The organism is Hydrogenophaga sp. L310 (assembly GCF_055703065.1).
Window position 1 is genome coordinate 219,720 of sequence record NZ_JBVPZA010000001.1, and the last position, 23,699, is coordinate 243,418.

Genomic DNA, 23,699 nt, shown 5'->3' on the forward strand with positions numbered 1-23,699 from the left:
GGCGTCAACCCGTTGGCGCTGGGAAGATCTGCCCTCAGAACAGGACAGACTCCAGCCGTTTGCCCAATTCTTTCAGTGACTCGCCCAGAACCCTGATCCTCGCTTCGGTGTCCCCGGTCTGGCTTCGGATCATGACGGCCGACACCGTGTAGGCGATGTTGTGGGAGGCGTCGCACACAGGGGCTGCGATGGCCAGCACACCCTCGGAAAAATAGCCGTCGTCCACCGCCCAGCCGCAGCGTTGGGCCAGGTGCACCTGGGCAAGGTACTCCTTGAAGGACAAGGGGCGTGCCCAGCGGATGTTGGCGAACTCGGCGCTCAGGTCGTCTTCTGAGAGGTTCATCCGCCCGACGAAAAGCCGGCCGCTGGCGCCCATCACAATGGGGAGGCGCTGGCCCAGAGGCATGTAGATGTGCAGATCTGTAGGGCTTGACTCAGAGCTGACGAGCACGATCCGATCGTTGCCCATGCGGCGCCAGAGCGTGACGGTGATGCCGCGCTCGATGGCCAGTTCCCGCATGAAGGGCAACGCCAGTTGCACACGCTGACCCTGCGTCACCAGCTGCTCGGCCAGGCGGGCCAGCCCCAGCCCGGCTGAGTAGGTTTTCGACAGCGGGTTGAAATCGACCACATCTTCCGACACCAGGGTCCGAAGAATGTTGAAGCAGGTGCTGGGGTTGATCTCCAGGTGCCGGGCAATGTCTGCCGCGCGTTCTGGTGCTCCCTTGTGCGCGAGGTATCGAAGTATCCCCACGGCATTGACCACGGGCTTCACGATCACGCCATGGCCAGGACCGGATTTTTTAGCGATGTCGGCCAAGGTCCGGTCTCCGTCCGGCGTGGCTTTGTCCTCGGTCACTGCGGATTCCATATTGTCCCGTTGTGTATTGAATGGGGCTGCTGCTTGAAAAGTGCAGGAGCGACGCGGGGTAACAAACTTTCAACAGCTTTGTGTCGCAAGTCATTCTAAATGGCGAAACGCATTCTGTATGGAGTTGCGTCTTGTCCGGAGATCGGGAAAACCCCTGCCTTCGATGCGCGCGCTTCCGGAGGCGGACTTTGTGCGAGACCCCTTGGCTGGACAAGCTTGATCTAGGGAGAACCCTGATTTTAAAATTGACACTTTATTGAATAATGTGCATATACGTAGCCATGTGCAGGCCAAACAGGGCTTGCCACACCATTTGAAGGACATGCCATGAGTTCCAACGGAATATCCCCAACACTTCGCGTCATCGTTGACCGCAGCCGTTGTTGCGGCTACGGGCTGTGTGCCCAGCTCTGCCCGGAGGTGTACAAGCTCGACGAAAACGGTCTGGTGTTTGTGGACACTGAGATCATCCCTGGGGGCCTGGAGGAAGAGGCGAAAGAAGGGGCCGCAGCGTGCCCCGCAGAAGCGCTGGTCATTGAAGAGATTCCGTCTTGAACGTGTCGGGATGGCGGCAGCGCCGGGTGCCGTGAACCGCTCGCCTTCGCGCCTAACCGTGCTCATGACCTCTTCTGCTGCGCATCGGCCCCTTTAGTTAACTGGACAACATCAACATGGACATCATTGGCATCGGGTACCTGGGCTTCGAGACCACCAAGGTGGAGGAGTGGCGGGCGTACGGACCGCAGGTCATGGGGTTCCAGATCGGGCAATCCCCAGCGTCTGATCCGGATTCGCTGTACTTCCGCACGGACGACCGCCGACACCGGTTTGCCTTCCATCCCGGCAAGGTGGATCGCCTGGCCTACATCGGTTGGGAAGCCAAAGGCAAGATCGAGTTCGAGGCCGCCATCACCCGCTTTCAGGAGCATGGCGTGGAGGTCACCCTGGGTGATGCGGCGCTGTGCGAACAGCGCGGCGTCAAGGGCGTGTTTCGCTTTCGCGACCCGGTGGGCTACCAGCATGAGATGTTTCATGGTCAGAAGTGGATGCCCCGTTCATTCACACCAGGCCGTCCTCACGGGGGGTTTGTGGCGGGTGTCCGAGGGATGGGTCATCTGGTCGTGATCACGCCGGAATGGCCACCCGAGCTGCAGGAATTTTTCATCAAGCTGATGGGCTTTCACTACTATGGTCCTGGCGCTGGAAAAGGCCAAACGGCGTTTTATCGCTCCAAGCTGAACAGCTATACCAGCCACGATATCGCGTATGGCTATGGCCCGGGAAAAATGGGCGTCCAGCACGTGGGACTGTTTGTGAAAAGCCTGCGCGATGTCGGTGAAACTTACGACATCGTCAAGCAACGCGCGATCCCGATGATGATGACACTGGGTCAACATTCGCAGGACCCGCATGCCTCCTTCTACCATTTCACCCCGGGTGGTTTTGCGTTTGAAACCATCACCGAACTGGAACCCTGGCACGACGATGGCTTTGAGCTGAATCCCGAGAAGCTGAGCACCTGGGGGCACGAAGTGGTCGGTCCGATCCTTGGCCCGAGCGTGCGCACACCCGAAGAGCTTCTGGAGCCCGAGTTGTTGGCCAAATACAAGCGGAGTTGATAGTCGCCTGGGATCTCGCGCTGACGTGAGATCCCAGTGCTTTGGTCTTCCAGCCCGCAGCGCCGCTGCGGGCTTTGCACCCGGTATTCAGACCGACTCTGAAGACGAGACCAACAGCAGGCGCGCCACATTGGCATGCGCTGGCTGTTCCAGCATGTAGCGCACGGCAGACGCCACGTCGGATGGCTGCAAAGCAGGCGTCCGGTCGGCCCGAACCTGTTGGCCGGAGGCTCTCAGCCGATCAAAGATTTCAGTCTCTGTGGTGCCTGGTGCAATGGTGCCCACGCGCACACCACTGCCTTTGAGTTCCACGCGCAGCGCGGTGCTGAACACCTCGACAGCCTGTTTCAATCCGGCGTAGACCCCCATGGACGAATGGCTCAGGTAGGCACCCACACTGGACACGTTGATGATCGATCCAGCGGTCTGTTGTTTGAATGCGCGCGCGAACACATAGGAGGTCCGAACGACGGCTTCGTAGTTGACGCGTGTCATCTGCACCAGGCCGTCGATATCGATGGTGTCCAGCGTTCCGCTGACCACCATGCCTGCGTTGTTGATCAGTATGTCGGCACGGCCAAAAGTTCGTTGGGCCAGTTCCAGCAAGGCGTTTGCGGTGGCCGGATCGTCGATCTCTGCACCCAGCGGCACGGCCGGTCCTTGGAGTCTGGCGCACAACGCATTCAAACGGTCGGTGCGGCGCGCCGTCAACACCAGGCTGCAGCCTGCGGTGCTGAGTTCGTGGGCAATGGCCTCACCGATGCCCGACGATGCGCCGGTGACGATGGCGACCTTGCCTTCCAGCGGTCGCTTTTGCTCGCTCACGTGATGCACCTCAGGCAGGGGTGTCTGTGTTGGGGTAACGCTGCGCCATGGCGGCGCCAAAGTCTCTCTTGAGGGTCGGGTAGTAGGCGATCTGCCCGCCCATGCCGCCCGCGATGTCGATCGAAGCCGCGCTGATGAAACTGGCGTGATCGCTCGACAGGAACAGCGCCATGCCGGCCACGTCTTCCGGCTTGCCGAAGCGCCCCAGAGGCACCACCTTCAGGACCATGGCGTCGAACTCTTCTCGCGGTGTGCCGACCGGCATTTCACGGTAGTGGCGGTCCCACTGCCCGGTGTCGATCCAGCCCATGTTGAGGGTGTTGACCAGGATGTTGTCTTTCGGCAATGACATGCCCAAGGATTTCGACATCGCGATGCAGCCCGCACGGTTGACCACGGACGGAATGCCGTCGGGAGTGATCTGTGTGCCGGCCAGCGCGTTGATTTCGACGATTCGCCCCCAGCGTTGTTTGCGCATGTGGGGTACCACCGCCTGGATGAACCGGAAGTGGCCCATCTGCAGCACGTTGGCGTGTTCCAGGATCTGCTCGGGTGTGAGGGTGTCGAGGTTGCCGCCACGGCCTTGACCGGCGTTGTTGATCAAGACGTCCACGCCGCCCCAGGCGGCGGCCACTTCATCCACAAAGGCTTTCACGCCAGCGGTGTCGGTGACGTCCACGGCGCGCGCGATGACGGCCTGTGCAGTCGCCGCCAGTTCGGTGCCCACCGCCTCGATGTCGGCGGGTGTGCGGGCGCACACCGCCACACGGGCGCCTTCCAGCGCGAAGGCCTTGGCGATGGCCCGGCCGATGCCGCGCGAGGCGCCCGTCACGATGACGCGCTTGTTGCTCAGATCGATGTGCATGTTGTCTCCTGGTTGTGCTGCGCGTTTCTTTTATTGTAGGCAAAAACAATAAAACTGTTCACATCAATTTTTTGCCGCTGTCAGCGCACCGCTGGCGAACGAACGGCCCAGGAACTGCTCCAGCGCCGCTGCGCACGGGCTGAGGGGTGTGCCCGAAGACCAGGCCAGCCCGACTTCCATGACCGGCAAGTGCGCGTCCATGGGCACGGCGTGGATGCGCCGCCCGTCCAGTGACCAGGGTCGGAACACCATGTCGGACAGGATGGTCACCCCCAGGTTGAGGGCGACCATTTCCCGCAACGCCTCCATGGACGAGGTCTGTATGACCTTGTGGGGCGTGTGCCCGGCGTCGGCCCAGTAGCGACGCGCATTCCGGTCACCTTCGTCCACCGTGGGCAGGATGTAGGGGAGCGTCGCCAGCTCCTCGAAACTCACGCTGCCACGGCCCGCCAGCGCATGGTTGGCGGCCATCCAGAGCTGCCGCCGGGACCGCCCCAGCACCCGGGTTTGCAGACGCTCCGGGGCTTCCAGGTTGGACAGCAGCACCGCGCCCATGTCCAGCTGCCTACTGGCCAACCGGGTCTCGATGTCCTTGCGCGACAGCTCTTCCAGCGAGAGTTCGATTCGGGGGTACAGCTCGCGAAAGCGGGCGAGGGCGGGCAGCAGGAAATACCCCAGAACGGTGTAGGTCGCCGCCAGTTCCAGCCGGCCTTCGAGGGCGCGTCCGCGAAACGGAAATTGGGCGGCCTCGTTGGCCATGCGCAAGACGGACTCGGCGTGCTGCAAGAAGCTCTGTCCTTGCAAGGTGAGGGTGACGCCTTGTCGCCCGCGCTCCAGCAACGCCGTTCCCATGGCCTGTTCCAGGTCGGCGATGGCCAGGGTCATGGCCGATTGCGACAAGCCAATTTCGTTGGCGGCCGCCGAGATTTGCCCGCAACGGGCCACGGCCACAAAGTAGTGCAGCTGGCGCAGCGTGAAGCGGGGCAGAGCAGGAAGGCCGGAAGACATTGGAAAAGCCAATATGTGAAGTTCAAAAATTGAATTCGACTATGCCACAAAGTATGAACACAATGTCAGTAACTGTATAACTCAATGCGCTGCGTGAGCGGCCAGAACCCACGCATGACCCATTCCGTCGCCCTCTCCGACAAATACGAGCTGCCCGCTGGCCGCGTCTACATGAACGGCACGCAAGCGCTGGTGCGGTTGCTGCTGGCGCAAAAGGCCCGGGATGAGGCCGCCGGGCTCAACACGGAAGGCTTTGTTTCCGGCTACCGCGGCTCCCCGCTGGGTGCGGTGGATCAGGAGCTCTGGAAGAACCGGCCGCTGCTGGAGCAGCACAAGGTGCGCTTTCAACCCGGGCTGAACGAGGAGTTGGCGGCCACGGCGGTCTGGGGCACGCAGATGGTGAGCCTGGACCCGAAGGCGCGGGTCGATGGCGTGTTTGCCCTCTGGTACGGCAAGGGTCCGGGTGTGGACCGCAGTGGCGACGTCTTCAAGCACGGCAACATTGCGGGCGGCGCCCCGCATGGCGGCGTGTTGCTGGTGGCGGGGGACGACCACGCCTGCAAGTCATCGAGCTTGCCGCACCAGAGCGAACACGCTTTCATCGCCGCCATGATCCCGGTGTTGCACCCTTCGGGAGTGCGCGAGTTCATCGAGTTCGGTCTCCACGGGTACGCCATGTCGCGCTATTCGGGGTGCTGGGTGGGCTTCAAGGTGATCAGCGACACGGTCGAGTCTTCATCGTCGTTTGACATCGATCCGACGTCGGTTGAGATCCAGATTCCGCAGTCGTATCCGATCCCGGCCGACGGTTTTTCGATCCGCTGGCCCGATCCTCCGCTGGAGCAGGAGAACCGGCTCCAGCGCGAGCGCCTGTATGCCCTGCTCGAATACGTTCGGCTGAACAAGCTCAACCGCCAGGACTGGGTGGCGCCCGATGCGCGTCTGGGCGTCTGCACCACCGGCAAAAGCTACTTAGACGTGCGCGAGGCGTTGTCGCTGCTCGGCTTGGATGAAGCGGCGGCGCAGGCGCTGGGCCTGCGCCTGCTCAAGATCGGCGTGGTCTGGCCGCTGGAGCCGACCTGCGTGGTCGAGTTCGCTCGGGGTCTCGATGAGATTCTGGTGGTGGAAGAAAAACGCCAGGTGCTGGAATACCAGATCAAGGAGCACCTCTACAACGAGCCCCACCGCCCGCGCGTGGTCGGCAAATACGACGAGTCGGGCGAATGGGTCCAGGTGCCCAGCAGCGGCATTCTGTTGTCGCCCAACGGCGAGCTGACGCCAGCAGGCATCGCCGATGTGATGGCCGCGCGCATGGCCAAGGTGTTCGGTCACGACGCGCTGCCGGCATCGGTGCGTGGGTGGATCGAGCGCCATGCGGTGGGCACCGCGCTGGTCAAGGCGGATGCCTCTGTGCCACAACGACTGCCGTATTTCTGCTCCGGCTGTCCGCACAACACCAGCACCCAGGTGCCCGAAGGTTCGCGCGCGCTCGCTGGCATCGGTTGCCACTACATGTCGATGTGGATGGACCGGCGCACGGAGACGTTCAGCCAGATGGGGGGCGAAGGGGTGCCGTGGATCGGGCAGGCACCCTACACCGACACGCCGCATGTGTTCGCCAACCTGGGCGACGGCACCTACATGCACTCGGGCTCTCTGGCCATCCGGGCCTCGGTGGCCGCCGGGGTGAACATCACCTACAAGCTGCTGGTCAACGACGCTGTGGCCATGACGGGTGGCCAGCCGGTCGAGGGCGCGCCTTCGGTGCCCCAGTTGTTGCGCCAGATCGCCGCCGAGGGGGTGAAAGAACTGCACCTGGTGAGCGATGAACCCGAGCTGTTTCGGTCGCTGGAGGACTTCCCCCAAGGCGTCAAGGTGTCGCACCGGGACACCATGGACGCGCTGCAGCGGCAGTTGCGCGAAGTCAAAGGGGTGTCGGTGATCGTGTATGCGCAGACCTGTGCGGCCGAGAAGCGCCGTCGGCGCAAGAAGAAGACGCTGACCGATCCCGCACGCCGGGTGGTCATCAACGAGGCCGTGTGCGAAGGCTGCGGTGACTGCGGTGTGCAGTCCAACTGCGTCTCCATCCTCCCGCTGGAAACACCGCTGGGCCGGAAACGGCAGATCGACCAGAGCGGCTGCAACAAAGACTTCTCCTGTGTGCGCGGGTTTTGCCCCAGCTTCGTGGTGCTCGAAGGGGCGGAGTTGCGAAAGCCCCAGCGTGAGCGCGTGGTGCCGCCCACCGATCTTCCCGAACCGGCCTGGCTTGAGCTGGAACGCCCCTGGAACATCCTGGTGGCGGGGGTCGGTGGCACCGGTGTGGTGACCATCGGTGCGCTCATGGGCATGGCCGCGCACCTGGAAGGCAAGGGCGTGCTGGTGCTGGACATGGCGGGCCTGGCGCAGAAGGGCGGGGCGGTGATGTCCCATGTGCGGCTGGCGGCCGATCCGGCCCAACTGCACGCCGCCCGTGTGGCCCGTGGTCAGGCGGACGTGGTGCTCGGCTGCGACCTGATGGTGGCCGCCGCGGGGGATGCCCTCGCATCCATGACCTCGGGGCGCACCCACGCGGTGATGAACACCGATGTGGCCCCCACGGGCAGCTTCACCCGCGACCCCGACTGGCAGGCCCCACCCGAGGCGATGCTGGAGCGTGTCCGTTCGGCGGCGGGCGAGGTCGATGCCTTCGAGGCTTCGCGCCTGGCTGTTGCCCTCATGGGGGACGCGGTGGCCACCAACGTGTTCCTGTTGGGCTTTGCCTGGCAAAAGGGCTGGGTTCCGCTCAAGGAAGCTTCGTTGTTGCGCGCCATTGAACTCAACGGCGCCGCCGTGGGCATGAACCGGGCCGCGTTCGCCTGGGGGCGTCAGGCGGCGGTGGATCTGGCGGTGGTGCGCCGCGCGGCGGGACTGCCCTCCGATGAACAGGTCGTGCTCATGCCGCCGAAGGCGGACACCTTGGCGAAGATCTTGTCGGACCGCATAGAGCGGCTCACCGGCTACCAGAATGCCGGCTATGCCCGGCGTTACGAGGCCTTTGTCCGGCGGGTCGCCGATGCCGAAAAAGCCCGCGTGGGCGGGGATCGGCTGGCGCGCGAGGTCGCGGTGAGCCTTTACAAACTGATGGCCTACAAAGACGAATACGAGGTGGCACGCTTGCATGTTGCCAGCGACTTCCTTGGCCGATTGAAGGAGCGGTTTGAAGGGGATTTCAAGCGCATCTACTACCTGGCCCCACCGCTGTTCGCTCGCCGCGATGCCCAAGGTCGCCCGGTGAAGCAGCGCTACGGCGCCTGGGTGCAAACGGCTTTTGGCCTGCTGGCCCGCTTGCGCTTCCTGCGCGGAACCGTCATCGATCCGTTCGGCTGGACCCAGGAGCGGCGCGAAGAGCGCGCAGCGGTTCCCGAATTTGAAGCGCTGGTGGAGGGCCTGCTTCAGAGCTTGGGCAGCGACAACCTCCAGGAGGCCCTGGCGCTTGCCCGCCTGCCTCAGCAGGTGCGGGGCTACGGCCACGTGAAGGCACGCGAGCACCAGGCGATGTTGAAGAAACTGCCTGAACTCATGACACGCTGGAAAGCGAAAGCCAGCCTTCCCCAAGCTTGAATCCGTTTAGAACCCGATTGCGATCCCATACACAGGAGACCCCTCATGAAAATCCTCGTCCCCGTCAAACGCGTGGTGGACTACAACGTCAAGGTGCGCGTCAAGGCCGACCAGTCCGGCATGGACCTGGCCAACGTCAAGATGAGCATGAACCCGTTTGACGAGATCGCGGTCGAAGAAGCCGTGCGCCTGAAAGAGAAGGGTGTCGTCACCGAGGTCATCGCCGTCTCCTGCGGCGTGACCCAATGCCAGGAAACCCTGCGCACTGCCATGGCCATCGGCGCCGACCGCGCCATCCTGGTCGAGACCACCGAAGAACTGCAGCCGCTGGCTGTGGCCAAGCTGCTCAAGGCCCTGATGGACAAGGAACAACCCGGCCTCGTGATCCTGGGCAAGCAGGCCATCGACGACGACTGCAACCAGACCGGCCAGATGCTCGCGGCTCTCGCTGATTTGCCACAAGGCACCTTCGCCAGCAAGGTTGAAGTGGTGGACGGCAAGGTGAACGTCACCCGCGAAGTCGATGGTGGCCTCGAAGTCCTGAGCCTGAGCCTGCCGGCCATCGTCACCACCGACCTGCGCCTGAACGAGCCGCGCTACGTGACGCTGCCCAACATCATGAAGGCCAAGAAGAAGCAGATGGACATCGTCAAACCCGAAGACCTCGGTGTGGACGTGAGCCCGCGCCTCAAGACCCTGAAGGTCAGCGAGCCGCCCAAGCGCGGTGCCGGCATCAAGGTGCCGGACGTGGCGACGCTCGTCGAAAAACTCAAGAACGAAGCCAAGGTCATCTGAAGACCGCTGACATCAACGATCCAGAGGAACACAGAACATGACCGCACTCGTCATTGCCGAACACGACAACGCCACCATCAAGGGCGCCACGCTCAACACCGTCGCCGCCGCCGCCCAGTGCGGGGGTGAGGTGCACGTGCTCATCGCCGGCCACAACGCTGGCCCGGCTGCCGCAGCGGCGGCACAAGTCGCTGGCGTCGCCAAAGTCATCCACGCCGACGCCGAGTACCTAGCGCACGGCCTGTCCGAGAACATGGCCGCCCAGGTGCTGGCCATTGCCTCGAACTACAGCCACATCCTGTTCCCGGCCACGGCCAGCGGCAAGAACATTGCCCCGCGCGTGGCCGCCCAGCTCGACGTGGGCCAGATCAGCGACATCACCAAGGTGATAGCTGCCGACACGTTTGAACGTCCGATCTACGCCGGCAACGCCATTGCCACCGTGCAGAGCGCCGACGCCACCAAGGTGATCACCGTGCGCACCACCGGTTTTGATCCCGCAGCCGCCACCGGTGGCAGCGCCGCCGTGGAAACCCAGGCCGCACAAGCCGACAGCGGTAAGAGCACGTTCCTCGGCAGCGAAATCGCCAAGAGCGACCGCCCCGAACTGACCGCCGCCAAGATCATCGTCAGTGGTGGCCGGGCGCTGGGCAGCGCCGAGAAGTTCAACGAGGTCATGACCCCGCTGGCCGACAAGCTGGGAGCGGCACTCGGCGCCAGCCGCGCGGCGGTGGACGCGGGCTATGCGCCCAACGACTGGCAGGTCGGCCAGACCGGCAAGATCGTGGCGCCGCAGCTCTACGTGGCCTGCGGCATCTCGGGCGCCATCCAGCACCTGGCCGGCATGAAGGACAGCAAGGTGATCGTGGCGATCAACAAGGACCCCGAGGCGCCGATCTTCTCGGTGGCCGACTACGGCCTGGAGGCCGATCTGTTTATCGCTGTGCCGGAACTGACTCACAGCTTGTAGCACGCGCTTGGTCAGCCTTGGCAAAACACCTTGTTCCTGTGCAAGAAAGTGCGTCGGTTTGCTGAGTCACTTCGACCACCTCATACAAAGGGTGTGTCCACAGCTGCAAGGTATTGCGGTAGACGTAGGGCAAGCGGATAGGCCACCAGCCAGAAGGCCCGACTGGCGCACAGCTTCATGTGTGAGACCTGCACCCGGTAGTAGATGCCACCGATCACCATGCCTTCCTCGCTCCAGTCGAACTGGAAGGCCTCGCCCAGTTCGAAGGCCAGTGGCACAAAGGCGTTGCCAGCAGACCCCTGACCTTCGCCCTGGCGCCATGCCCGGATGAAGTCGGTCACCCGCGTATACCCGCCCTCATAGCCCGCGCGCCTGATCTCGGCGTACAGCGCTTTGGCCGTGCGCCGCTCGTGTTTGGGCCGACGTGCATCGGCCTTCAAGGCCTGCCTGAGCGCGTCATGGAACGCCGTGAGTTTGCTGGGCTGTTCGCCGCGCCGGTACTTCGGTGGGCCGTCCACCTCGCCGTGCAGCCACTTCGCCACCGTGTTGCGCGAGAGCCCTGTCATGCGCGATATCTCGCGCTCCGATTTGTTCTTCCGGGCATGCAAATGCCGGATCCTGCCAATCATGTCCATGGTGATCACTCCTTGTCCTCTGCTGCACAAAAAAACAGCAGAGTAGGTTGTTCACCTGGCTCAGTTTTGGGTCGGCACTACCCTCAAAAGTGGCTCAGTTTTCGGTCGGCGCCAACACTTCGGGCAGGCTTTCGAAGAAGAAACATTCAGGCAGGAAAGCCGGTGCAACGTGGTCGATGTCCCTGGCTGATACGCCGCAGGCAAAGAAGCTCTCCCGCCAGTGCCGGACCACATCGACCAGACGGTTGATTTCCGCACGCGCATCGGCCACAGACAGACCAAACCGCCCGGCCTGCGAAATCAGGTTGTAGATGCTCGCCGTGCGGCCGTGATCGCCAATGCTCAGGGCCAGGTCGCGCCTCTCTAGGCTGACCACAGGGGAGGGCACCAGATCGTAGGCAGGCGACAACCGCCATCCCTTCTGCCTGTGCAGCAGGGCGTGGTTGCGGGGGTGGTCGTCGTTGTTGGTCACGGCCGCGTTGAAGACCATGCGCCGGAACAGCTCCGTGCAATCGGCCTCTGGCTTGTCCGACCAGCGCCGCAGGTTGTCGGCCAGCAGCGGATAGGACCAGCGCTCCCGGTCCAGGTGGCTGTCGCCACAGTCGAGGACGGTCAGCCCGCTGACGAGGCCGAAGCGCAGATAGCCCTGGTTGGTGTGTTCACGGTCGAAGCGCTGCACCATGAGCACATCGCTGGCGCCCACCGCCTGCAGCCGAGCCTGCGCGACGTTCAGGCCACAGCGGCGTGCGAGGTCGAGGGTCGCGAATTCGACGCGCTGCAGATTGAAGCGATCGTCGCGTGCGGGAAACTTGCCGAGCCACAGGCTCTGCGCGTCCTCGATCGTGGCCTTGGGGCGCGCCCCGCCCATGCTGGTGCCAGGGTCGAGCTGTTCGAGCAGATGTGCAGCCACTGGTCGCCCGTCCTCGATCGCCTGGGTCGCCGCGATCAGTTCGGCCAGCTGGTGCGTGCGGTTGTAGGTGCGCCTCGGCGCGGGGGGATCCACCTTCAGCCCGAAGCTCAGGCAGCCCGCCCCGTCTTGCGGTCCGTGCAGCAGGAAGTCGATCTCCTGAAGGTCAGCGGCGCTTCGCTGCAGGGTGTGCTCGATCACACGCCGACCCCAGGCATCGGGGCTGGCGTCCCGCACTGCTCCTGGGATTCCCTTGAGCTGCGTGAACTCGAACACCGTCCTGGCCAGCGGAAGCCGAAACGGATCGAGCGCGACCGCGTCCGGGCGTTGCAGGTAGCGGTCGCCGTACCGGAACCGCCCGATCTGCGTCCCGTCGGGCAAGGTCTGCACCTTGAGCAGTGCGGCTGGCACCGTTTCCAGGGTGCCGGGCAACTGGATGTAGACGTAGGCCTGGCGTTCAGAAGTCATAGCTTTCGCTGGGCTTTGTGGACCTGCCCGCCCGCGCCGGACGGCGCGAGGATTCGAGTGCCTTGCCGTGCAGGTCGGTGTCGGGGTCGGCGACAGCGTCCAGCGTCTTGTCCAGGCCCAGCGCCCAGAGCACGGTGAAGCACACGCCGACCGCTGTGCCCGGCCGGCCGAGCTCCAGCGCGGTGAGGGTGTTGCGGTTGATGCCTGCCTTGCTGGCCAGATCGGCGACGGACCAGCCCCGGCGGATTCGTGCTGTCCGGATGCGCTGTCCGAGCTGCGCCACCTGTTCGACCACCTGCGGCGGCGTTGAGAAGTTGCTCATTTAGATGGGCGTTAATGGATTTAATGCTCATCATAATAGGCAAAAATCAATCTGATGGCAACACGGTAACATCCATTTTGATGCTCTAAGTAGGCACAAGGCCAGATAATGCCCAGTATATTGGGCATATTTGGGAAAATTCTGAAATGAGAGTGATCGGTCATGCCGTGCCTGTCTGCGCCATGATGCTGTCAATCTGCTTTCCCAGCTTGTCCCACGCTGCCTTCTTCTCGTCGGCGAACTCGTGGTGCAGGTAGTGGCGCCGCACCCGGCTGCCGGCCATCACGTGGTTCTGGCAGCGGTCGATGATGTCGGGCAGGACGCCCAGCGCCTGCATCATGGTGGCGCCGGTGCGCCGCATGTCGTGCGGTGTCCACTCGCGATGGCTGCCGCTCTTGAGCACCAGCGCGTTGTCGTTGGCACGGCGTGACAGGTCCTTGCGGACCTTGAACTGGATCTGTCGGTCGCCCACCTGCTTGGACACGGTCTTGACGTCGATGTGGGTGTCTTCCTTGTGGTTGCGTGCCGGGAAGCAGTAGGGCGATGCTCCGGTGAGCGCCTTGAGCGCCTGGAACTGGCGCAGCGAGAAGTCCGAGAGGTAGACCCGGTGACCCTGCTTCTTACCCATCGGGCCCTTGACGTTCTCGACCGGGATGGTCCAGTAGCGCTCCACCAAGTCCACGTCTTCCCAGCGGGTCATCAGCAGCTCGCCGATGCGGCACAGCGTGCCCAGGCAGATCCAGATCGCCAGCTGGGTCTCGCGCTTGAGCGGTCGCTGCACCTCGTACTTGTGACCGGCCGGGGTCTCTTCGTAGTCAGCCTCCATGCGCTCGAAGATCTCCTGCAGTTCCTGCAGCTCCCTGGCCGACAGGACGCGGTCGCGCTCGTTGACCATGTCGAAGTCCTTGGAGACGATCTTGCGGATCTCGATCAGGTCGGCCGGGTTGCCCTCGATCAGCAGGCCGCGCCAGGGCTGCCGCTTTTCGGCCCAGGCGAAGAGCTGCACCAGGTCCTGGTGCACGCGCACGGACATGCGGTTCACGCCACGGGCCACCATGGTCCGCAGGACCTTGCGCAGGTCGTGCTCGGTGATGCTGCGCACGGGCTTCTCGCCCAGCACAGGCAGCACGTCCTTCTCGAAGGAGCGGCGCAGTTCGGCGTTGCCGTCTTTGCGGGCGACGCCATCGGCCAGCCAGGCGTCGAACATGTCCTTGAAGGGCTTGTTCTGGCTGGCTTCGGCGGCTGCCTGCGCAATCGTCGCTTCGACCGCGGCCTGGTTCTCGATGCGCTCGGCCTTCTTGTGGTCATTGGGGTTGACGCCGGAACGGACCAGATCGCGCGCCTCATCGCGTTGCCGGCGGATCTGTTCCATGGACATGGCCGGCCAGGTGCCACAGTAGTGCCAGGCCACTTTGCCGTTCCATTTGAAGGCGAACTTGAAGTGGATGGAGATGGTCTGGTCGCCGACGACCCGGACTTCGCCGGTCAGGCCGTCGCCGTCGCTCAGCATGTCGCCGCGCCACGCCTGGGGTACGGCCTTGAGCTCCAGAGCCGTCCACTTTTTGCCTTTTCCTGACTTCGGATATCGCGTCATACAGGTCCTGGGGGGTAAACCGGGGGGTAAACCGAAAAAACGCTGTCAGTGTATTTCGTGGGACGACCTGGGATCAAGTATTCAATGTAAATATATGATTTTGAACGACAAATGTCGTCCCATAACGTCCCGGGAAATCCCGCAAGATTTCACGTATATTTCGATGGGGTGCAAGGGGTGGCGAGTTCGAATCCCGCCACGCCGACCATTTATATCAAGGGCTTGTTGCTAGAAATCTAGCAGCAAGTCCTTTTCTTTTTGTGTCCTGGTTTCAACCCATGGGGCAGCCGTTGTGCGCTTGTCTCGATGGCGGTTGACCCGGTCAGGATCGTCACACGATGCCACGTTCCCGCAGCAGCTCGATCACGCGCTCAGCCGCTTCCTCGGAAGAAAGGGTCGAGGCCGGCAGCACCAGCTCCGCGTTCTGCGGGCGTTCATACGGCGAATCGATCCCCGTGAAGTTCTTCAGATCTCCACGTCGTGCCTTCTTGTAGAGGCCCTTGACGTCGCGCTCCTCGGCCACGGCCAGCGGTGTGTCCACGAACACCTCGATGAACTCGCCTTCGGCCACCAGTGAGCGGGCCAGCTGGCGCTCGGCCCTGAACGGCGAGATGAAGGCGGTGAGGACGATCAGGCCGGCGTCCACCATGAGGCGTGCGACTTCGCCCACGCGGCGGATGTTCTCCACACGGTCTTCTTCCGTGAAACCCAGGTCCTTGTTCAGGCCGTGGCGGACGTTGTCACCGTCCAGCAGGTAGCTGTGGCGGCGCGTCTGCGTGAGGATGCCTTTGCGCGCATCGACCATCAGGATCGCGACGTCGGCCGTCGAGGCGCCGGTCACCATGTTGCGCGTGTACTGCTCGTGGCCGGGGGTGTCGGCGACGATGAACTTGCGCTTGTCGGTGGAGAAGAAGCGGTAGGCCACGTCGATGGTGATGCCCTGTTCGCGCTCCGCGGCCAGGCCATCCACCAGCAGGGCGAAGTCGATGGCATCGCCCTGGGTGCCGAACTTCCGGGAGTCGGCGACGACGGCAGCGAGCTGGTCTTCGAACAGCATCTTGGACTCGTAGAGCAGGCGCCCGATGAGCGTGCTCTTGCCGTCGTCCACGCTGCCGCAGGTGATGAAGCGCAGCAGGCTCTTGTGTTCGTGGGCCTTGAGATATTCGCCGATGTCGGTGGCGATGAGGTCGGAAACGTGTGCCATCAGAAATACCCTTCCTGCTTCTTCTTTTCCATGGACGCGGCGGCATCGTGGTCGATCACGCGGCCCTGGCGTTCAGAGGTGGTGGTGAGCAGCATCTCCTGGATGATCTCGGGCAGCGTGGCGGCTTCGGACTCCACGGCGCCGGTGAGCGGGTAGCAGCCCAGGGTGCGAAAGCGCACCTTTTTCATCATCGGCACTTCGCCCGGTTTGAGCGGCATGCGGTCGTCGTCCACCATGATCAGCGTGCCGTCGCGGCGGACCACCGGGCGTTCGGCCGCGTAGTACAGCGGCACGATCGGGATGTTTTGCAGGTGGATGTATTGCCAGATGTCGAGCTCGGTCCAGTTCGAGATCGGGAACACGCGGATCGACTCGCCTTTGTGCTTGCGCGCGTTGTACAGCTTCCAGAGCTCGGGACGCTGGTTCTTGGGGTCCCAGCGGTGCTGCCCCGAGCGGAACGAGAAGATGCGCTCCTTGGCGCGGGACTTCTCTTCGTCGCGGCGCGCGCCGCCGAAGGCCGCGTCAATACCGTAAAGGTCCAGCGCCTGCTTCAGGCCCTCGGTTTTCATGATGTCGGTGTGGATGGCCGAGCCGTGCGTGAAAGGATTGATGTCCTTCTCGATGCCGTCCGGGTTGATGTGCACCAGCAGCTCCAGGCCCAGTTCCCTGGCCATGCGGTCGCGGAAGGCGTACATCTCGCGGAATTTCCAGCGCGTGTCCACGTGCAGCAGTTTGAACGGGGGCTTGGACGGGTAGAACGCCTTCATCGCCAGGTGCAGCATGACGGCGCTGTCCTTGCCGATGGAATAGAGCATGACCGGGTTGTCCGTCTCGGCCACGACCTCTCTCATGATGTGGATGCTCTCGGCTTCGAGCCGTTGCAGGTGGGTCAGCGTCATGGGTTGGCTTTCGGATGACTGGGGTGACAGAAGGGGGCGGTGGGTGGCGGGGCGGACCGGTGCGTCCGTGGCGTCCGTCCCCTCGGGTTCCTGGAGGGCCACCGACCCGCTGCGCTGCTGCAGCCAGGCAGCGATTTCCGGCAGACGCTGCAAAGTGGTGGCGCCTGCCAGCAGGAAGGTGGTGGGCTTGTGGCTGGCATCGGCCAGCGGACGCCAGAGCGCCAGGTGGTCGCTGGCCTGCAGGGCGTCGCTCGCATGCAGGCGCCAGTGGATGGCGCCGCGGCTGTCGACCGCCACACGGCTGAGCGGTCGGCAGCCCAGGGCCTGGTAATGGCCGGGGTCGAGCCGCAGCGGGAAGCTGCGCAGCTGATAGCGCTTGTGTCCGGGCTGGCTCGGGGGCAGGGCTTGATCGGGAGGGTACAGGCCGATGCGGCGGCACCACTGGAGGATGCCTGTGCGCCCGACCACCAGGCCGTGTTCGCTGAACCATTGCGCCACCTGGTTCACGTTCCAGGCCGCTGGGCCGTCGCCACTGAGCATGTGGCGCAGCAGGGCCAGTTCCAGGGCGGGGCTGAATGCCGAGGCCTGCGCGGCCGGGCGCCCGCGCCGGGGGTTGACGGTGACGGCGGCCCAGCCACCCGTCTTGAAGGCCTTGACCGCCGCGATGATGGTGGGCGCGCTCAGCTGGGTGGCCTGTTTCACAGCGCTCAGGGTGTGGCCTTCCAGCCGCAACTGCACCGCCTGGCGGCGCTGGCTGTTCAAGGCTTCGACGGTGAGCTGGTTGCCGCTCAAGGGGGCTTTCCCTGTGTTAAACATTTAATTGAATGAATCATGTTAAACCATTCGATAGAATGATCGGCATGTTTGTCTGAGGGGAGTCCCGTCCATGAGCGCACCCAACCACGCCGACCTGTTGCAGCAACTGGTGCCCATCGTGCGCGCTGCGGGTGAGCTGGTGATGGCGGTGTACGCCACCAACTTCGACGTGGTCAGCAAAGACGACGCCTCGCCGGTGACAGCGGCCGATCAGCAGGCGGAAGACCTGATCACCGAAGCCCTGGCCCGGCTCACACCCGGGATTCCGGTGGTCGGCGAAGAGGCGGTGTCGGGTGGCGCACAGCCCGACATCGGTGAACGCTTCTGGCTGGTGGATCCGCTCGATGGCACCAGGGAATTCATCAGCCGCAACGGCGAATTCACGGTCAACATCGCGCTGGTGGAGCACGGGCAGCCGGTGTTGGGTGTGGTGCTGGCCCCGGCCCTGGACGCGTTGTACGCGGGTGGCGTGGGCTTGGGCGCTTGGTTGGAGCAGGGTGGGCAGCGCACGCCGATTGCCTGCCGTGCCGTGCCGCCTGAAGGCCTGTCGGTGGTGGCCAGCCGCTCGCACGGCGACGCGGCCGCGCTGGACGCGTTTCTGGCCGGGCGCAAGGTCGCGCACAACGTCAGCGCAGGCTCATCGCTCAAACTGTGCCTGGTGGCCAGCGGGCAGGCCGATGTGTACCCCCGTCTGGGCCGCACCATGGAGTGGGACATTGCCGCCGGCCACGCGGTGCTCAGCGGGGCCGGTGGCGCGGTCGAACAGCTGGACGGACAACCGCTGCGCTACGGCAAACCGGGCCTGGACAACCCCCACTTTGCCGCCTGGGGGCTGCGCTGAAGCGCGGCGGACCTGCGATGACCGCTGCCCTGACACTGTTGTCCAACATGGTCCTGCTGGGGCGGCTGGTCCAGGGCCGGTGGTCGGCTGCGGTGTTGGCCTGTGGGCCGCGGCGTATTTCCTGTTTGGCCTGATCGACGAAAAGGCCTTGCTGGCGCGCTGTTTCAATCTGGCGCTGGCGACGCTGATCCTTTTGCTGCTGGTGTCGCTGGAGCTGGAGCGTTCGGCGCTGCTTCCGCTGCTGGACCGAATTTTCCGGCAGAAGGCACTCCCGGCTTCGCGCCAGCAGTCACCTGTCGCCGATCGGCATGTTCCAGCAGACTTGGGTGGGGGGTGCCGGTGGCATTGGCCTGCATCGGCAGGGCGACAGCCGGGTGCGTCCGCACCTGAGCGGGTGCCAGAGCGCACAGGCACTGGAGTCTCATGAGCGGCGCAGCGCCGCGTGCACCCGCGCCGCGGCGTACGCATCGTTCGCCGCGTAAACCAGCTGCGCTTCGCTCAGGCGTGGGTTGGCCCAGTTGGAGGTGGCGGCCTTTTTTGACTTGATGAAGCGCTGGTTGAACAGCACCGCCACCGCGCCCTTCACGCCCATGTCTTTGCGGTAACCCTGCTGGCGAAAGACGTGGTTGAGCTCCAGCACGCCGGCCGGTTCCACCAGCAGTTTGCTCACGATGCGCTTGGTGTCGTCGCCGAGGCCAAAACCGGCTTTGGTGAACGCGGCGTCGGCGAGCAGGCCCGCCACCAGCTCGCGGCAGGCCGGGTCGTGCAGCTGGAACACCCAGGCGTGCTGCAAAGTGGCGAGCTGCACGATGTGCGGCCCGTCGGACACCTGGTCCTTGAAGAACGTGGGTTTGCTCTCGGTGTCGAAGCCCCAGGCCGTATGGTCACGCAGCGCCGCTGCGGCTTCGCGGGCCTGTGCCACCGTGTCCACCTGCGTGATGCGGTCCAGACCCAGGCGGTCAAATTCGGGCAGCAGCGCGATGGCTTCCTTGTCGGGCGTGGGGCGGGTGGTTTGCATGGTGTCGGTGGCGGGTGGCTGCTGCTGGCGGGATCGATAATCAGGGCATTGTGCAACGCACCCCGATACACCCCTTTGCGCCCGATGCCTTCATGACCTACACACTCCAGCTCTACGTGTCCGACGACACCACGCCAGCGCAGCGCCAGGCGGCAGAGCGGCTGTTCCGCAAAGCGCTGGAGGCCACCCTGGGTGATGCCGCATTGGTGGCGCCGGTGTACGCGGCTTATCAGGCCATCGTGGCCCGTTACGGCGACACGCCGGACCCCGAGGCGCTCACGGTGGAGGAGCGCACGGTGCTCGAACACTGGCAACTGGCCGAAACCGCTGCCATCGAAGCGGTGTTCGGCCCGCACCGGCACCTGGACGAAGGCGGCTACCAGATCGTCTTGCCCGCATAATCGCTACCCCGTTCACGTCCTCCCTGGGCGCTCATTCCCTTTGAAGGACTTTCCCATGAGAAAAACCTATCCCCTGCGGCCCGAAGGCAAAAATCCCGACCGCGTGCTTGATGCCGTCAAGCACGACATCCGCAAATACATGAAGCGCGAACGCCGCCGCGATCTGCCTGAAGGCGCGACGTTCTGGGATTTCGACTGCCGCTTCGGTGCGGACAAGGACAGTGCTCAAACCGCCAACCCGGCCGAGCTGATCGGCCTGCTCGATGTGTTGGCCAAGGCGGGTGGCGAGCAATGTTACGTGGAACTGCTGGCCAAGCCCGGTGTGCGCCAGCCACGACCGGCTGGCCAGGAAGTGATCGACGATGCCGGGGCTTCGCCGGCGCCTTCCGATTCCGACGACTGATGCTTTGCGGTGGGTCACCCGGCAAGCGGGTGGCCGATGGCTTCGCCGCTACTCGGGCTGGCCGGTCTTCGCGGCCGCCGCTGCGCGCAACTTGTCTTTCTTGCTCGGGCGTTTGCCCTTGATGCCGCCGCCCGCCGGCCCGGCCGGTGCAGCCACATCGGTGGGCTCGAACCCGGGCAGCTGCTCCAGCGGCAGGCTCAGGCCCTGGCGTTTTTCGATCAGGCGCCAATGGGCCTCGGTGTCGGCACTCACGAAGCTCACGGCCAGCCCGCTCTCGCCCGCCCGGCCGGTGCGACCGATGCGGTGCACATAGTCCACCGCCGAGCGCGGCAGGTCGAAGTTCACCACCACGGGCAGCTGTGCGATGTCGATGCCGCGCGCGGCGAGATCGGTGGTGACCACCACGTCCCAGCGCTTTTCCTTGAACTCCTGCAGCGCCTGCTTGCGCGCGCCCTGGCTCAGACCGCCGTGGAACGACGTGGCGAACAGGTCGCCATGGTGCAGCTTGGAAGCGAGCCGCTCGGCCGCGTACTGCGTGGCCACGAACACGAGCACGCGCTCCCAGCCGTTGTCCTTGATCAGCTGGCGCAGCAGCTGGGTGCGGCGGCTTGCATCGACTGCGATGGCGCGCTGCAGGATCACGGCTCCTGCCTGCGCCGGGGCGGGCACGTCTACGCGCTGCGGGTCACGCAGCAGGCCACCCGCGAGCGCTTCCACAGCGGGCGGGAAGGTGGCCGAGAAAAACAGGTTCTGTCGCTTTGCGGGCAACAGGGCGAGCACGCGGTCCAGCTCGTCCGCAAAACCCAGGTCGAGCAGACGGTCGGCCTCGTCCAGCACCAGCAGCTCCACCGCCGAGAGCCGCAGCGCGTTGTGCTCCACCAGGTCGAGCAGGCGCCCGGGCGTGGCGACCATCACGTCGGCGCCGCCGCGCAGCGCCATGAGTTGCGGGTTGATGGACACGCCACCAAATGCCACCGCGATGCGCGGGCGGGAGGGCAGGTGTTGCGCCAGGCTGCGCAGCACCTCGCCCACCTGGGCGGCGAGTTCGCGCGTGGGCACCAGCACGAGGGCGCGCACGCGCCGCGGTGTGTGCAAGGTGCCGGCTTGCAAGCGTTGCAGCAGCGGGAGCGCGAAAGCGGCGGTCTTGCCCGACCCAGTCTGGGCGGTGGCCAGCAGATCGGCGCCGCTCAGCACAACGGGGATGGCTTCCAGCTGGATGGGGGTGGGCGCGGTGAAGCCGAGTTCGGCGGCGGCCTGGGCGAGGGTGGGGGCAAGCCCGAGGGAGATGAATGGCATGGGGGGTCGAGTTTAACGGTCGGCCCCCGCGGGGCAGCCCCGCGTTACGATGCGGGCCCATGAAAAACAAGTTGTCTTCTTTGGGCGGCCTGGTGTATTCCACCGAAGCGGGCCGCATGTGTCCCGCTTGCCGGCAACCGGTGGCGCGGTGCATCTGCAAGCAGGCGGTGGTGCCTGCGGGCGATGGCACCGTGCGCGTGTCGCGCGAAACCAAGGGGCGGGGCGGCAAGGCGGTGACGCTGGTGAAAGGCGTGGCGCTGGATGCCGCGGGCCTGACGGCGCTGGGCAAACAGCTCAAGGCGGCCTGTGGCACGGGCGGGACGGTGAAGGACGGCGTGATCGAGATCCAGGGGGATCACGTGGACAAAGTGATGGCCTCGTTGCAGGCAGCGGGCCACAAGGTCAAGCGCGCTGGAGGCTGAAAGGGCGCTTCGTCAGACGAGCTTCGCCCACCACAGCCGCAGGCGCATGCCGATCTCGCTGGTGTAGCCCACGCTGGCGTTGCGCAGACGGCCATCGGCATCTACCACCACGAACGCGGGCACGGCGCGAAAGCCCAGCGTTTGCGCCAGTGCGCCGCGCGTGTCGACCGCGGTGGCCCAGGGCAATTCCCGTTTCACCAGCACACGCGCCACGGCATCGGCCGGACCGGACTGCATCGCCACGGTCAGCACCGGCCAGTCGCGCCCCAGGCGCGTGACGCTGTGTTCCTCGGTGCGGCAGATCGGGCACCACTCGGCCCAGATGTGCAGGGCCACCGGCTGGCCCGGGTGCTGCGCGCGCCAGGCGGCCAGAGTGGTGTCGACACGGCTGCCGTCGGGCTGGATCAGGGTGAAGGCCAGCTCGGGCGCAGAGCCCGAGGGCACGTTGCGCGTCTGCCAGGCCTGCACGCCGAACACCACGGTCAGCACCATCGCCAGCGTGCCGAGGTGGTGTTTCCAGCGTGTGCGCAGGTTCTGGCGCAGGCGATCCCACCAGCCGGGAGTGGTGTTCATGGGCGGTTCAACGCAGCACTTCGAGCAGGCGGTCGAGACCACCTTCGTTGATGGCGACCATGGCCTGCTCGCGCACCTTCGGCTTCGCGTGGTAGGCCACCGAGAGGCCTGCCACGCCCATCATGGGCAGGTCGTTGGCGCCGTCGCCCATGGCGATGCACTGGCCTGGTTCGATGCCCAGCAGCGAAGCCACTTCCAGCAGCGTGCGGCGCTTTTCGGCGCCGTCGCAGATGTCGCCCCAGGCCTGGTCCACCATGCGGCCGGTGAGTTGGCCGCAGTTGGGGCCACTCTCGATTTCCAGCACGTTGGAGCGGGTGAAGTCGATGCCGAGGCGGTCGCGCACCCGGTCGGTGAAATAGGTGAAACCACCCGAGACCAGCAGCACCTTCAGCCCGGCGGCCTTGCAGGCTTTCACCAGCGTTTCGGCGCCCGGGTTGAGCTGCAGGCGTTCGGCCAGCACCTGCTCCATGTGCGCCACGGTCACACCACGCAGCAGCGCGACGCGTTGGCGCAGGCTTTCCTTGTAGTCGGTGATCTCGCCGCGCATCGCAGCTTCGGTGATGGCGGCGACCTCGGCCTTGCGGCCGGCCGCGTCGGCGATTTCGTCCACGCACTCGATGTTGATGAGCGTGGAGTCCATGTCGAACGCGATGAGCTTGAAGTCCTTGAGTTTCAGCGGAGGCGTGAAGCCTTGAACGGTGAGGCCGGGGGCGAATTCGGTGGTGGAAGTCATCCCGGAATTATCGCGGGAGCCGGAATGACCGTTCCGATCAGCCTCTCAGGACTTGGGTGGTGACAGCACCTGGCTCATCGTTCTGATCTGCGTCTTCAGATCGCCGCCCACCAGGTCCGCCACCGATTGCTGGTCGCTGGTGACGGTGAAGCCGGCTGCCTGCAACCGGGTCTTGACGTCGTCGGTGCTGGTGCCCGCCACCTGGGCCAGCACGGTGATCGGGGCCTTGGCCAGAGCGCGCACCGGGGGTGCAAAACCCGGCTCACTGCCTGCGCTGCCGCCGGCCGGAATGAAGCTCAACGCCAGCACCAAGGCAAACGCCCCCATGATCACGCGACCCGGGGTCTGGCTGAAATAGCGCTTGAAGGCCGGCATGTGCAGCAGCACGTGCAGCGAGACGCCGATCACCATGACCCAGCTCAGCCATTCGTGCGCGGTCTTGTTCAGGCCACTGTCGAGGTGAAAGAACATCAGCACGCCGGTGACGGCGGAGAGCAGAAAGGCGCCGATCACGACGGGCGTGATCCAGGGGCGGTGGGTGGACAGGTTCATGGGGTTTCCCTTCGGTTCAGAAGCCGCGATGGTGCGGCGCCAACATGAAGTTTCTTGGCGCG

General features: G+C 64.6%; 23 protein-coding genes and 1 pseudogene. 9 read left to right on the top strand and 15 right to left on the bottom strand.

The features are described from left to right. Positions 1 to 34 precede the first annotated feature (34 nt). Positions 35 to 859, bottom strand: a complete 825-nt coding sequence (locus AC0GNO_RS01110) for an IclR family transcriptional regulator (RefSeq protein ID WP_472902648.1) — start codon at positions 857 to 859, stop codon at positions 35 to 37. 339 nt (positions 860 to 1,198) lie between these two features. Here AC0GNO_RS01110 and AC0GNO_RS01115 point away from each other — a divergent pair, with 339 nt between their 5' ends. Further along, a complete protein-coding gene (locus tag AC0GNO_RS01115; RefSeq protein WP_472902649.1) occupies positions 1,199 to 1,426 on the top strand; it encodes a ferredoxin in 228 nt (75 codons plus the stop codon). 116 nt (positions 1,427 to 1,542) lie between these two features. Beyond that, entirely contained in the window at positions 1,543 to 2,490 is a 948-nt protein-coding gene (locus tag AC0GNO_RS01120; RefSeq protein WP_472902650.1) for a VOC family protein, read from the top strand. 87 nt (positions 2,491 to 2,577) lie between these two features. On the opposite strand, the gene AC0GNO_RS01125 is transcribed toward AC0GNO_RS01120, so the two are convergent. The 3 genes from AC0GNO_RS01125 to AC0GNO_RS01135 form a co-directional block, all read right to left on the bottom strand. Next, the gene (locus tag AC0GNO_RS01125) at positions 2,578 to 3,315 is read right to left on the bottom strand and encodes an SDR family oxidoreductase (protein WP_472902651.1); all 738 of its coding nucleotides are present in this window, start codon (positions 3,313 to 3,315) and stop codon (positions 2,578 to 2,580) included. Positions 3,316 to 3,325: 10 nt separating this feature from the next. Beyond that, entirely contained in the window at positions 3,326 to 4,180 is an 855-nt protein-coding gene (locus AC0GNO_RS01130) for an SDR family oxidoreductase (protein ID WP_472902652.1), read from the bottom strand. A 63-nt stretch (positions 4,181 to 4,243) separates the two neighbouring features. After that, a complete protein-coding gene (locus AC0GNO_RS01135; RefSeq protein WP_472902653.1) occupies positions 4,244 to 5,188 on the bottom strand; it encodes a LysR family transcriptional regulator in 945 nt (314 codons plus the stop codon). 114 nt (positions 5,189 to 5,302) lie between these two features. On the opposite strand from AC0GNO_RS01135, the gene AC0GNO_RS01140 reads away from it, so the two are divergent. The 3 genes from AC0GNO_RS01140 to AC0GNO_RS01150 are packed head-to-tail and all read left to right on the top strand — an operon-like array spanning position 5,303 to position 10,553. Next, positions 5,303 to 8,788, top strand: a complete 3,486-nt coding sequence (locus tag AC0GNO_RS01140; RefSeq protein WP_472902654.1) for an indolepyruvate ferredoxin oxidoreductase family protein — start codon at positions 5,303 to 5,305, stop codon at positions 8,786 to 8,788. 45 nt (positions 8,789 to 8,833) lie between these two features. Continuing rightward, on the top strand, positions 8,834 to 9,583 hold the full coding sequence (locus tag AC0GNO_RS01145) for an electron transfer flavoprotein subunit beta/FixA family protein (RefSeq protein WP_472902655.1): 750 nt from the start codon (positions 8,834 to 8,836) through the stop codon (positions 9,581 to 9,583). A gap of 37 nt (positions 9,584 to 9,620) precedes the next feature. Next, positions 9,621 to 10,553, top strand: a complete 933-nt coding sequence (locus AC0GNO_RS01150) for an electron transfer flavoprotein subunit alpha/FixB family protein (protein ID WP_472902656.1) — start codon at positions 9,621 to 9,623, stop codon at positions 10,551 to 10,553. A 134-nt stretch (positions 10,554 to 10,687) separates the two neighbouring features. Here AC0GNO_RS01150 and AC0GNO_RS01155 read toward each other — a convergent pair. The 6 genes and pseudogenes from AC0GNO_RS01155 to cysD all read right to left on the bottom strand — a co-directional run. After that, positions 10,688 to 11,188, bottom strand: a pseudogene (locus AC0GNO_RS01155) (IS21 family transposase); the annotation flags it as partial. A gap of 94 nt (positions 11,189 to 11,282) precedes the next feature. After that, a complete protein-coding gene (locus tag AC0GNO_RS01160) occupies positions 11,283 to 12,563 on the bottom strand; it encodes a type II toxin-antitoxin system HipA family toxin (RefSeq protein ID WP_472902657.1) in 1,281 nt (426 codons plus the stop codon). Continuing rightward, a complete protein-coding gene (locus AC0GNO_RS01165; RefSeq protein ID WP_297655429.1) occupies positions 12,553 to 12,885 on the bottom strand; it encodes a helix-turn-helix domain-containing protein in 333 nt (110 codons plus the stop codon). The genes AC0GNO_RS01160 and AC0GNO_RS01165 overlap by 11 nt, the downstream gene beginning before the upstream one ends. 160 nt (positions 12,886 to 13,045) lie before the next feature. Next, on the bottom strand, positions 13,046 to 14,479 hold the full coding sequence (locus tag AC0GNO_RS01170; protein WP_472902658.1) for a tyrosine-type recombinase/integrase: 1,434 nt from the start codon (positions 14,477 to 14,479) through the stop codon (positions 13,046 to 13,048). Positions 14,480 to 14,810: 331 nt separating this feature from the next. After that, positions 14,811 to 15,683, bottom strand: a complete 873-nt coding sequence (cysC, locus tag AC0GNO_RS01175) for an adenylyl-sulfate kinase (protein ID WP_472902659.1) — start codon at positions 15,681 to 15,683, stop codon at positions 14,811 to 14,813. After that, a complete protein-coding gene (gene cysD, locus AC0GNO_RS01180; protein ID WP_472902660.1) occupies positions 15,683 to 17,398 on the bottom strand; it encodes a sulfate adenylyltransferase subunit CysD in 1,716 nt (571 codons plus the stop codon). The genes cysC and cysD overlap by 1 nt, the downstream gene beginning before the upstream one ends. Positions 17,399 to 17,468: 70 nt before the next feature. Between cysD and cysQ the strand changes: the two genes are divergently transcribed. After that, positions 17,469 to 18,239 carry a 3'(2'),5'-bisphosphate nucleotidase CysQ gene (gene cysQ / locus AC0GNO_RS01185; protein WP_472902661.1) on the top strand — a complete coding sequence of 257 codons (771 nt, stop codon included), beginning with the start codon at positions 17,469 to 17,471 and terminating at the stop codon, positions 18,237 to 18,239. 421 nt (positions 18,240 to 18,660) lie between these two features. Here the strand turns inward: cysQ and AC0GNO_RS01190 are convergent, their stop codons facing one another. Next, positions 18,661 to 19,257 carry a 3'-5' exonuclease gene (locus tag AC0GNO_RS01190; RefSeq protein WP_472902662.1) on the bottom strand — a complete coding sequence of 199 codons (597 nt, stop codon included), beginning with the start codon at positions 19,255 to 19,257 and terminating at the stop codon, positions 18,661 to 18,663. A gap of 92 nt (positions 19,258 to 19,349) precedes the next feature. Here AC0GNO_RS01190 and AC0GNO_RS01195 point away from each other — a divergent pair, with 92 nt between their 5' ends. Both AC0GNO_RS01195 and AC0GNO_RS01200 read left to right on the top strand, forming a co-directional pair. After that, positions 19,350 to 19,658, top strand: coding sequence for a hypothetical protein (locus AC0GNO_RS01195; RefSeq protein WP_472902663.1), 309 nt, complete (start codon positions 19,350 to 19,352; stop codon positions 19,656 to 19,658). A gap of 55 nt (positions 19,659 to 19,713) precedes the next feature. Then, positions 19,714 to 20,061: a DUF6172 family protein gene (locus tag AC0GNO_RS01200; protein ID WP_210827372.1), complete on the top strand. Its 348-nt coding sequence runs from the start codon at positions 19,714 to 19,716 to the stop codon at positions 20,059 to 20,061. Between the two features lie 48 nt (positions 20,062 to 20,109). Here the strand turns inward: AC0GNO_RS01200 and AC0GNO_RS01205 are convergent, their stop codons facing one another. Then, positions 20,110 to 21,357, bottom strand: coding sequence for a DEAD/DEAH box helicase (locus AC0GNO_RS01205; protein WP_472902664.1), 1,248 nt, complete (start codon positions 21,355 to 21,357; stop codon positions 20,110 to 20,112). A gap of 59 nt (positions 21,358 to 21,416) precedes the next feature. Between AC0GNO_RS01205 and AC0GNO_RS01210 the strand changes: the two genes are divergently transcribed. After that, on the top strand, positions 21,417 to 21,779 hold the full coding sequence (locus AC0GNO_RS01210) for a translation initiation factor Sui1 (RefSeq protein WP_472902665.1): 363 nt from the start codon (positions 21,417 to 21,419) through the stop codon (positions 21,777 to 21,779). A gap of 12 nt (positions 21,780 to 21,791) precedes the next feature. Here the strand turns inward: AC0GNO_RS01210 and AC0GNO_RS01215 are convergent, their stop codons facing one another. The 3 genes from AC0GNO_RS01215 to AC0GNO_RS01225 are packed head-to-tail and all read right to left on the bottom strand — an operon-like array spanning position 21,792 to position 23,637. After that, complete coding sequence (locus AC0GNO_RS01215; RefSeq protein ID WP_472902666.1) at positions 21,792 to 22,352, bottom strand: redoxin family protein; 561 nt, start codon at positions 22,350 to 22,352, stop codon at positions 21,792 to 21,794. A 7-nt stretch (positions 22,353 to 22,359) separates the two neighbouring features. Then, a complete protein-coding gene (serB, locus tag AC0GNO_RS01220; RefSeq protein ID WP_472902667.1) occupies positions 22,360 to 23,085 on the bottom strand; it encodes a phosphoserine phosphatase SerB in 726 nt (241 codons plus the stop codon). A gap of 45 nt (positions 23,086 to 23,130) precedes the next feature. Continuing rightward, positions 23,131 to 23,637: a DUF4405 domain-containing protein gene (locus tag AC0GNO_RS01225; RefSeq protein ID WP_472902668.1), complete on the bottom strand. Its 507-nt coding sequence runs from the start codon at positions 23,635 to 23,637 to the stop codon at positions 23,131 to 23,133. Positions 23,638 to 23,699: the final 62 nt, after the last annotated feature.

Bases quoted from the DNA above. Each gene is read 5' to 3' on its own strand.
- AC0GNO_RS01115 (WP_472902649.1), top strand. From the start codon at position 1,199: ATGAGTTCCAACGGAATATCCCCAACACTTCGCGTCATCGTTGACCGC.
- AC0GNO_RS01120 (WP_472902650.1), top strand. From the start codon at position 1,543: ATGGACATCATTGGCATCGGGTACCTGGGCTTCGAGACCACCAAGGTG.
- AC0GNO_RS01130 (WP_472902652.1), bottom strand. From the start codon at position 4,180: ATGCACATCGATCTGAGCAACAAGCGCGTCATCGTGACGGGCGCCTCG.
- AC0GNO_RS01135 (WP_472902653.1), bottom strand. From the start codon at position 5,188: ATGTCTTCCGGCCTTCCTGCTCTGCCCCGCTTCACGCTGCGCCAGCTG.
- AC0GNO_RS01140 (WP_472902654.1), top strand. From the start codon at position 5,303: ATGACCCATTCCGTCGCCCTCTCCGACAAATACGAGCTGCCCGCTGGC.
- AC0GNO_RS01145 (WP_472902655.1), top strand. From the start codon at position 8,834: ATGAAAATCCTCGTCCCCGTCAAACGCGTGGTGGACTACAACGTCAAG.
- AC0GNO_RS01150 (WP_472902656.1), top strand. From the start codon at position 9,621: ATGACCGCACTCGTCATTGCCGAACACGACAACGCCACCATCAAGGGC.
- AC0GNO_RS01160 (WP_472902657.1), bottom strand. From the start codon at position 12,563: ATGACTTCTGAACGCCAGGCCTACGTCTACATCCAGTTGCCCGGCACC.
- AC0GNO_RS01165 (WP_297655429.1), bottom strand. From the start codon at position 12,885: ATGAGCAACTTCTCAACGCCGCCGCAGGTGGTCGAACAGGTGGCGCAG.
- AC0GNO_RS01170 (WP_472902658.1), bottom strand. From the start codon at position 14,479: ATGACGCGATATCCGAAGTCAGGAAAAGGCAAAAAGTGGACGGCTCTG.
- cysC (WP_472902659.1), bottom strand. From the start codon at position 15,683: ATGGCACACGTTTCCGACCTCATCGCCACCGACATCGGCGAATATCTC.
- cysD (WP_472902660.1), bottom strand. From the start codon at position 17,398: ATGTTTAACACAGGGAAAGCCCCCTTGAGCGGCAACCAGCTCACCGTC.
- cysQ (WP_472902661.1), top strand. From the start codon at position 17,469: ATGAGCGCACCCAACCACGCCGACCTGTTGCAGCAACTGGTGCCCATC.
- AC0GNO_RS01190 (WP_472902662.1), bottom strand. From the start codon at position 19,257: ATGCAAACCACCCGCCCCACGCCCGACAAGGAAGCCATCGCGCTGCTG.
- AC0GNO_RS01195 (WP_472902663.1), top strand. From the start codon at position 19,350: ATGACCTACACACTCCAGCTCTACGTGTCCGACGACACCACGCCAGCG.
- AC0GNO_RS01200 (WP_210827372.1), top strand. From the start codon at position 19,714: ATGAGAAAAACCTATCCCCTGCGGCCCGAAGGCAAAAATCCCGACCGC.
- AC0GNO_RS01205 (WP_472902664.1), bottom strand. From the start codon at position 21,357: ATGCCATTCATCTCCCTCGGGCTTGCCCCCACCCTCGCCCAGGCCGCC.
- AC0GNO_RS01210 (WP_472902665.1), top strand. From the start codon at position 21,417: ATGAAAAACAAGTTGTCTTCTTTGGGCGGCCTGGTGTATTCCACCGAA.
- AC0GNO_RS01215 (WP_472902666.1), bottom strand. From the start codon at position 22,352: ATGAACACCACTCCCGGCTGGTGGGATCGCCTGCGCCAGAACCTGCGC.
- serB (WP_472902667.1), bottom strand. From the start codon at position 23,085: ATGACTTCCACCACCGAATTCGCCCCCGGCCTCACCGTTCAAGGCTTC.
- AC0GNO_RS01225 (WP_472902668.1), bottom strand. From the start codon at position 23,637: ATGAACCTGTCCACCCACCGCCCCTGGATCACGCCCGTCGTGATCGGC.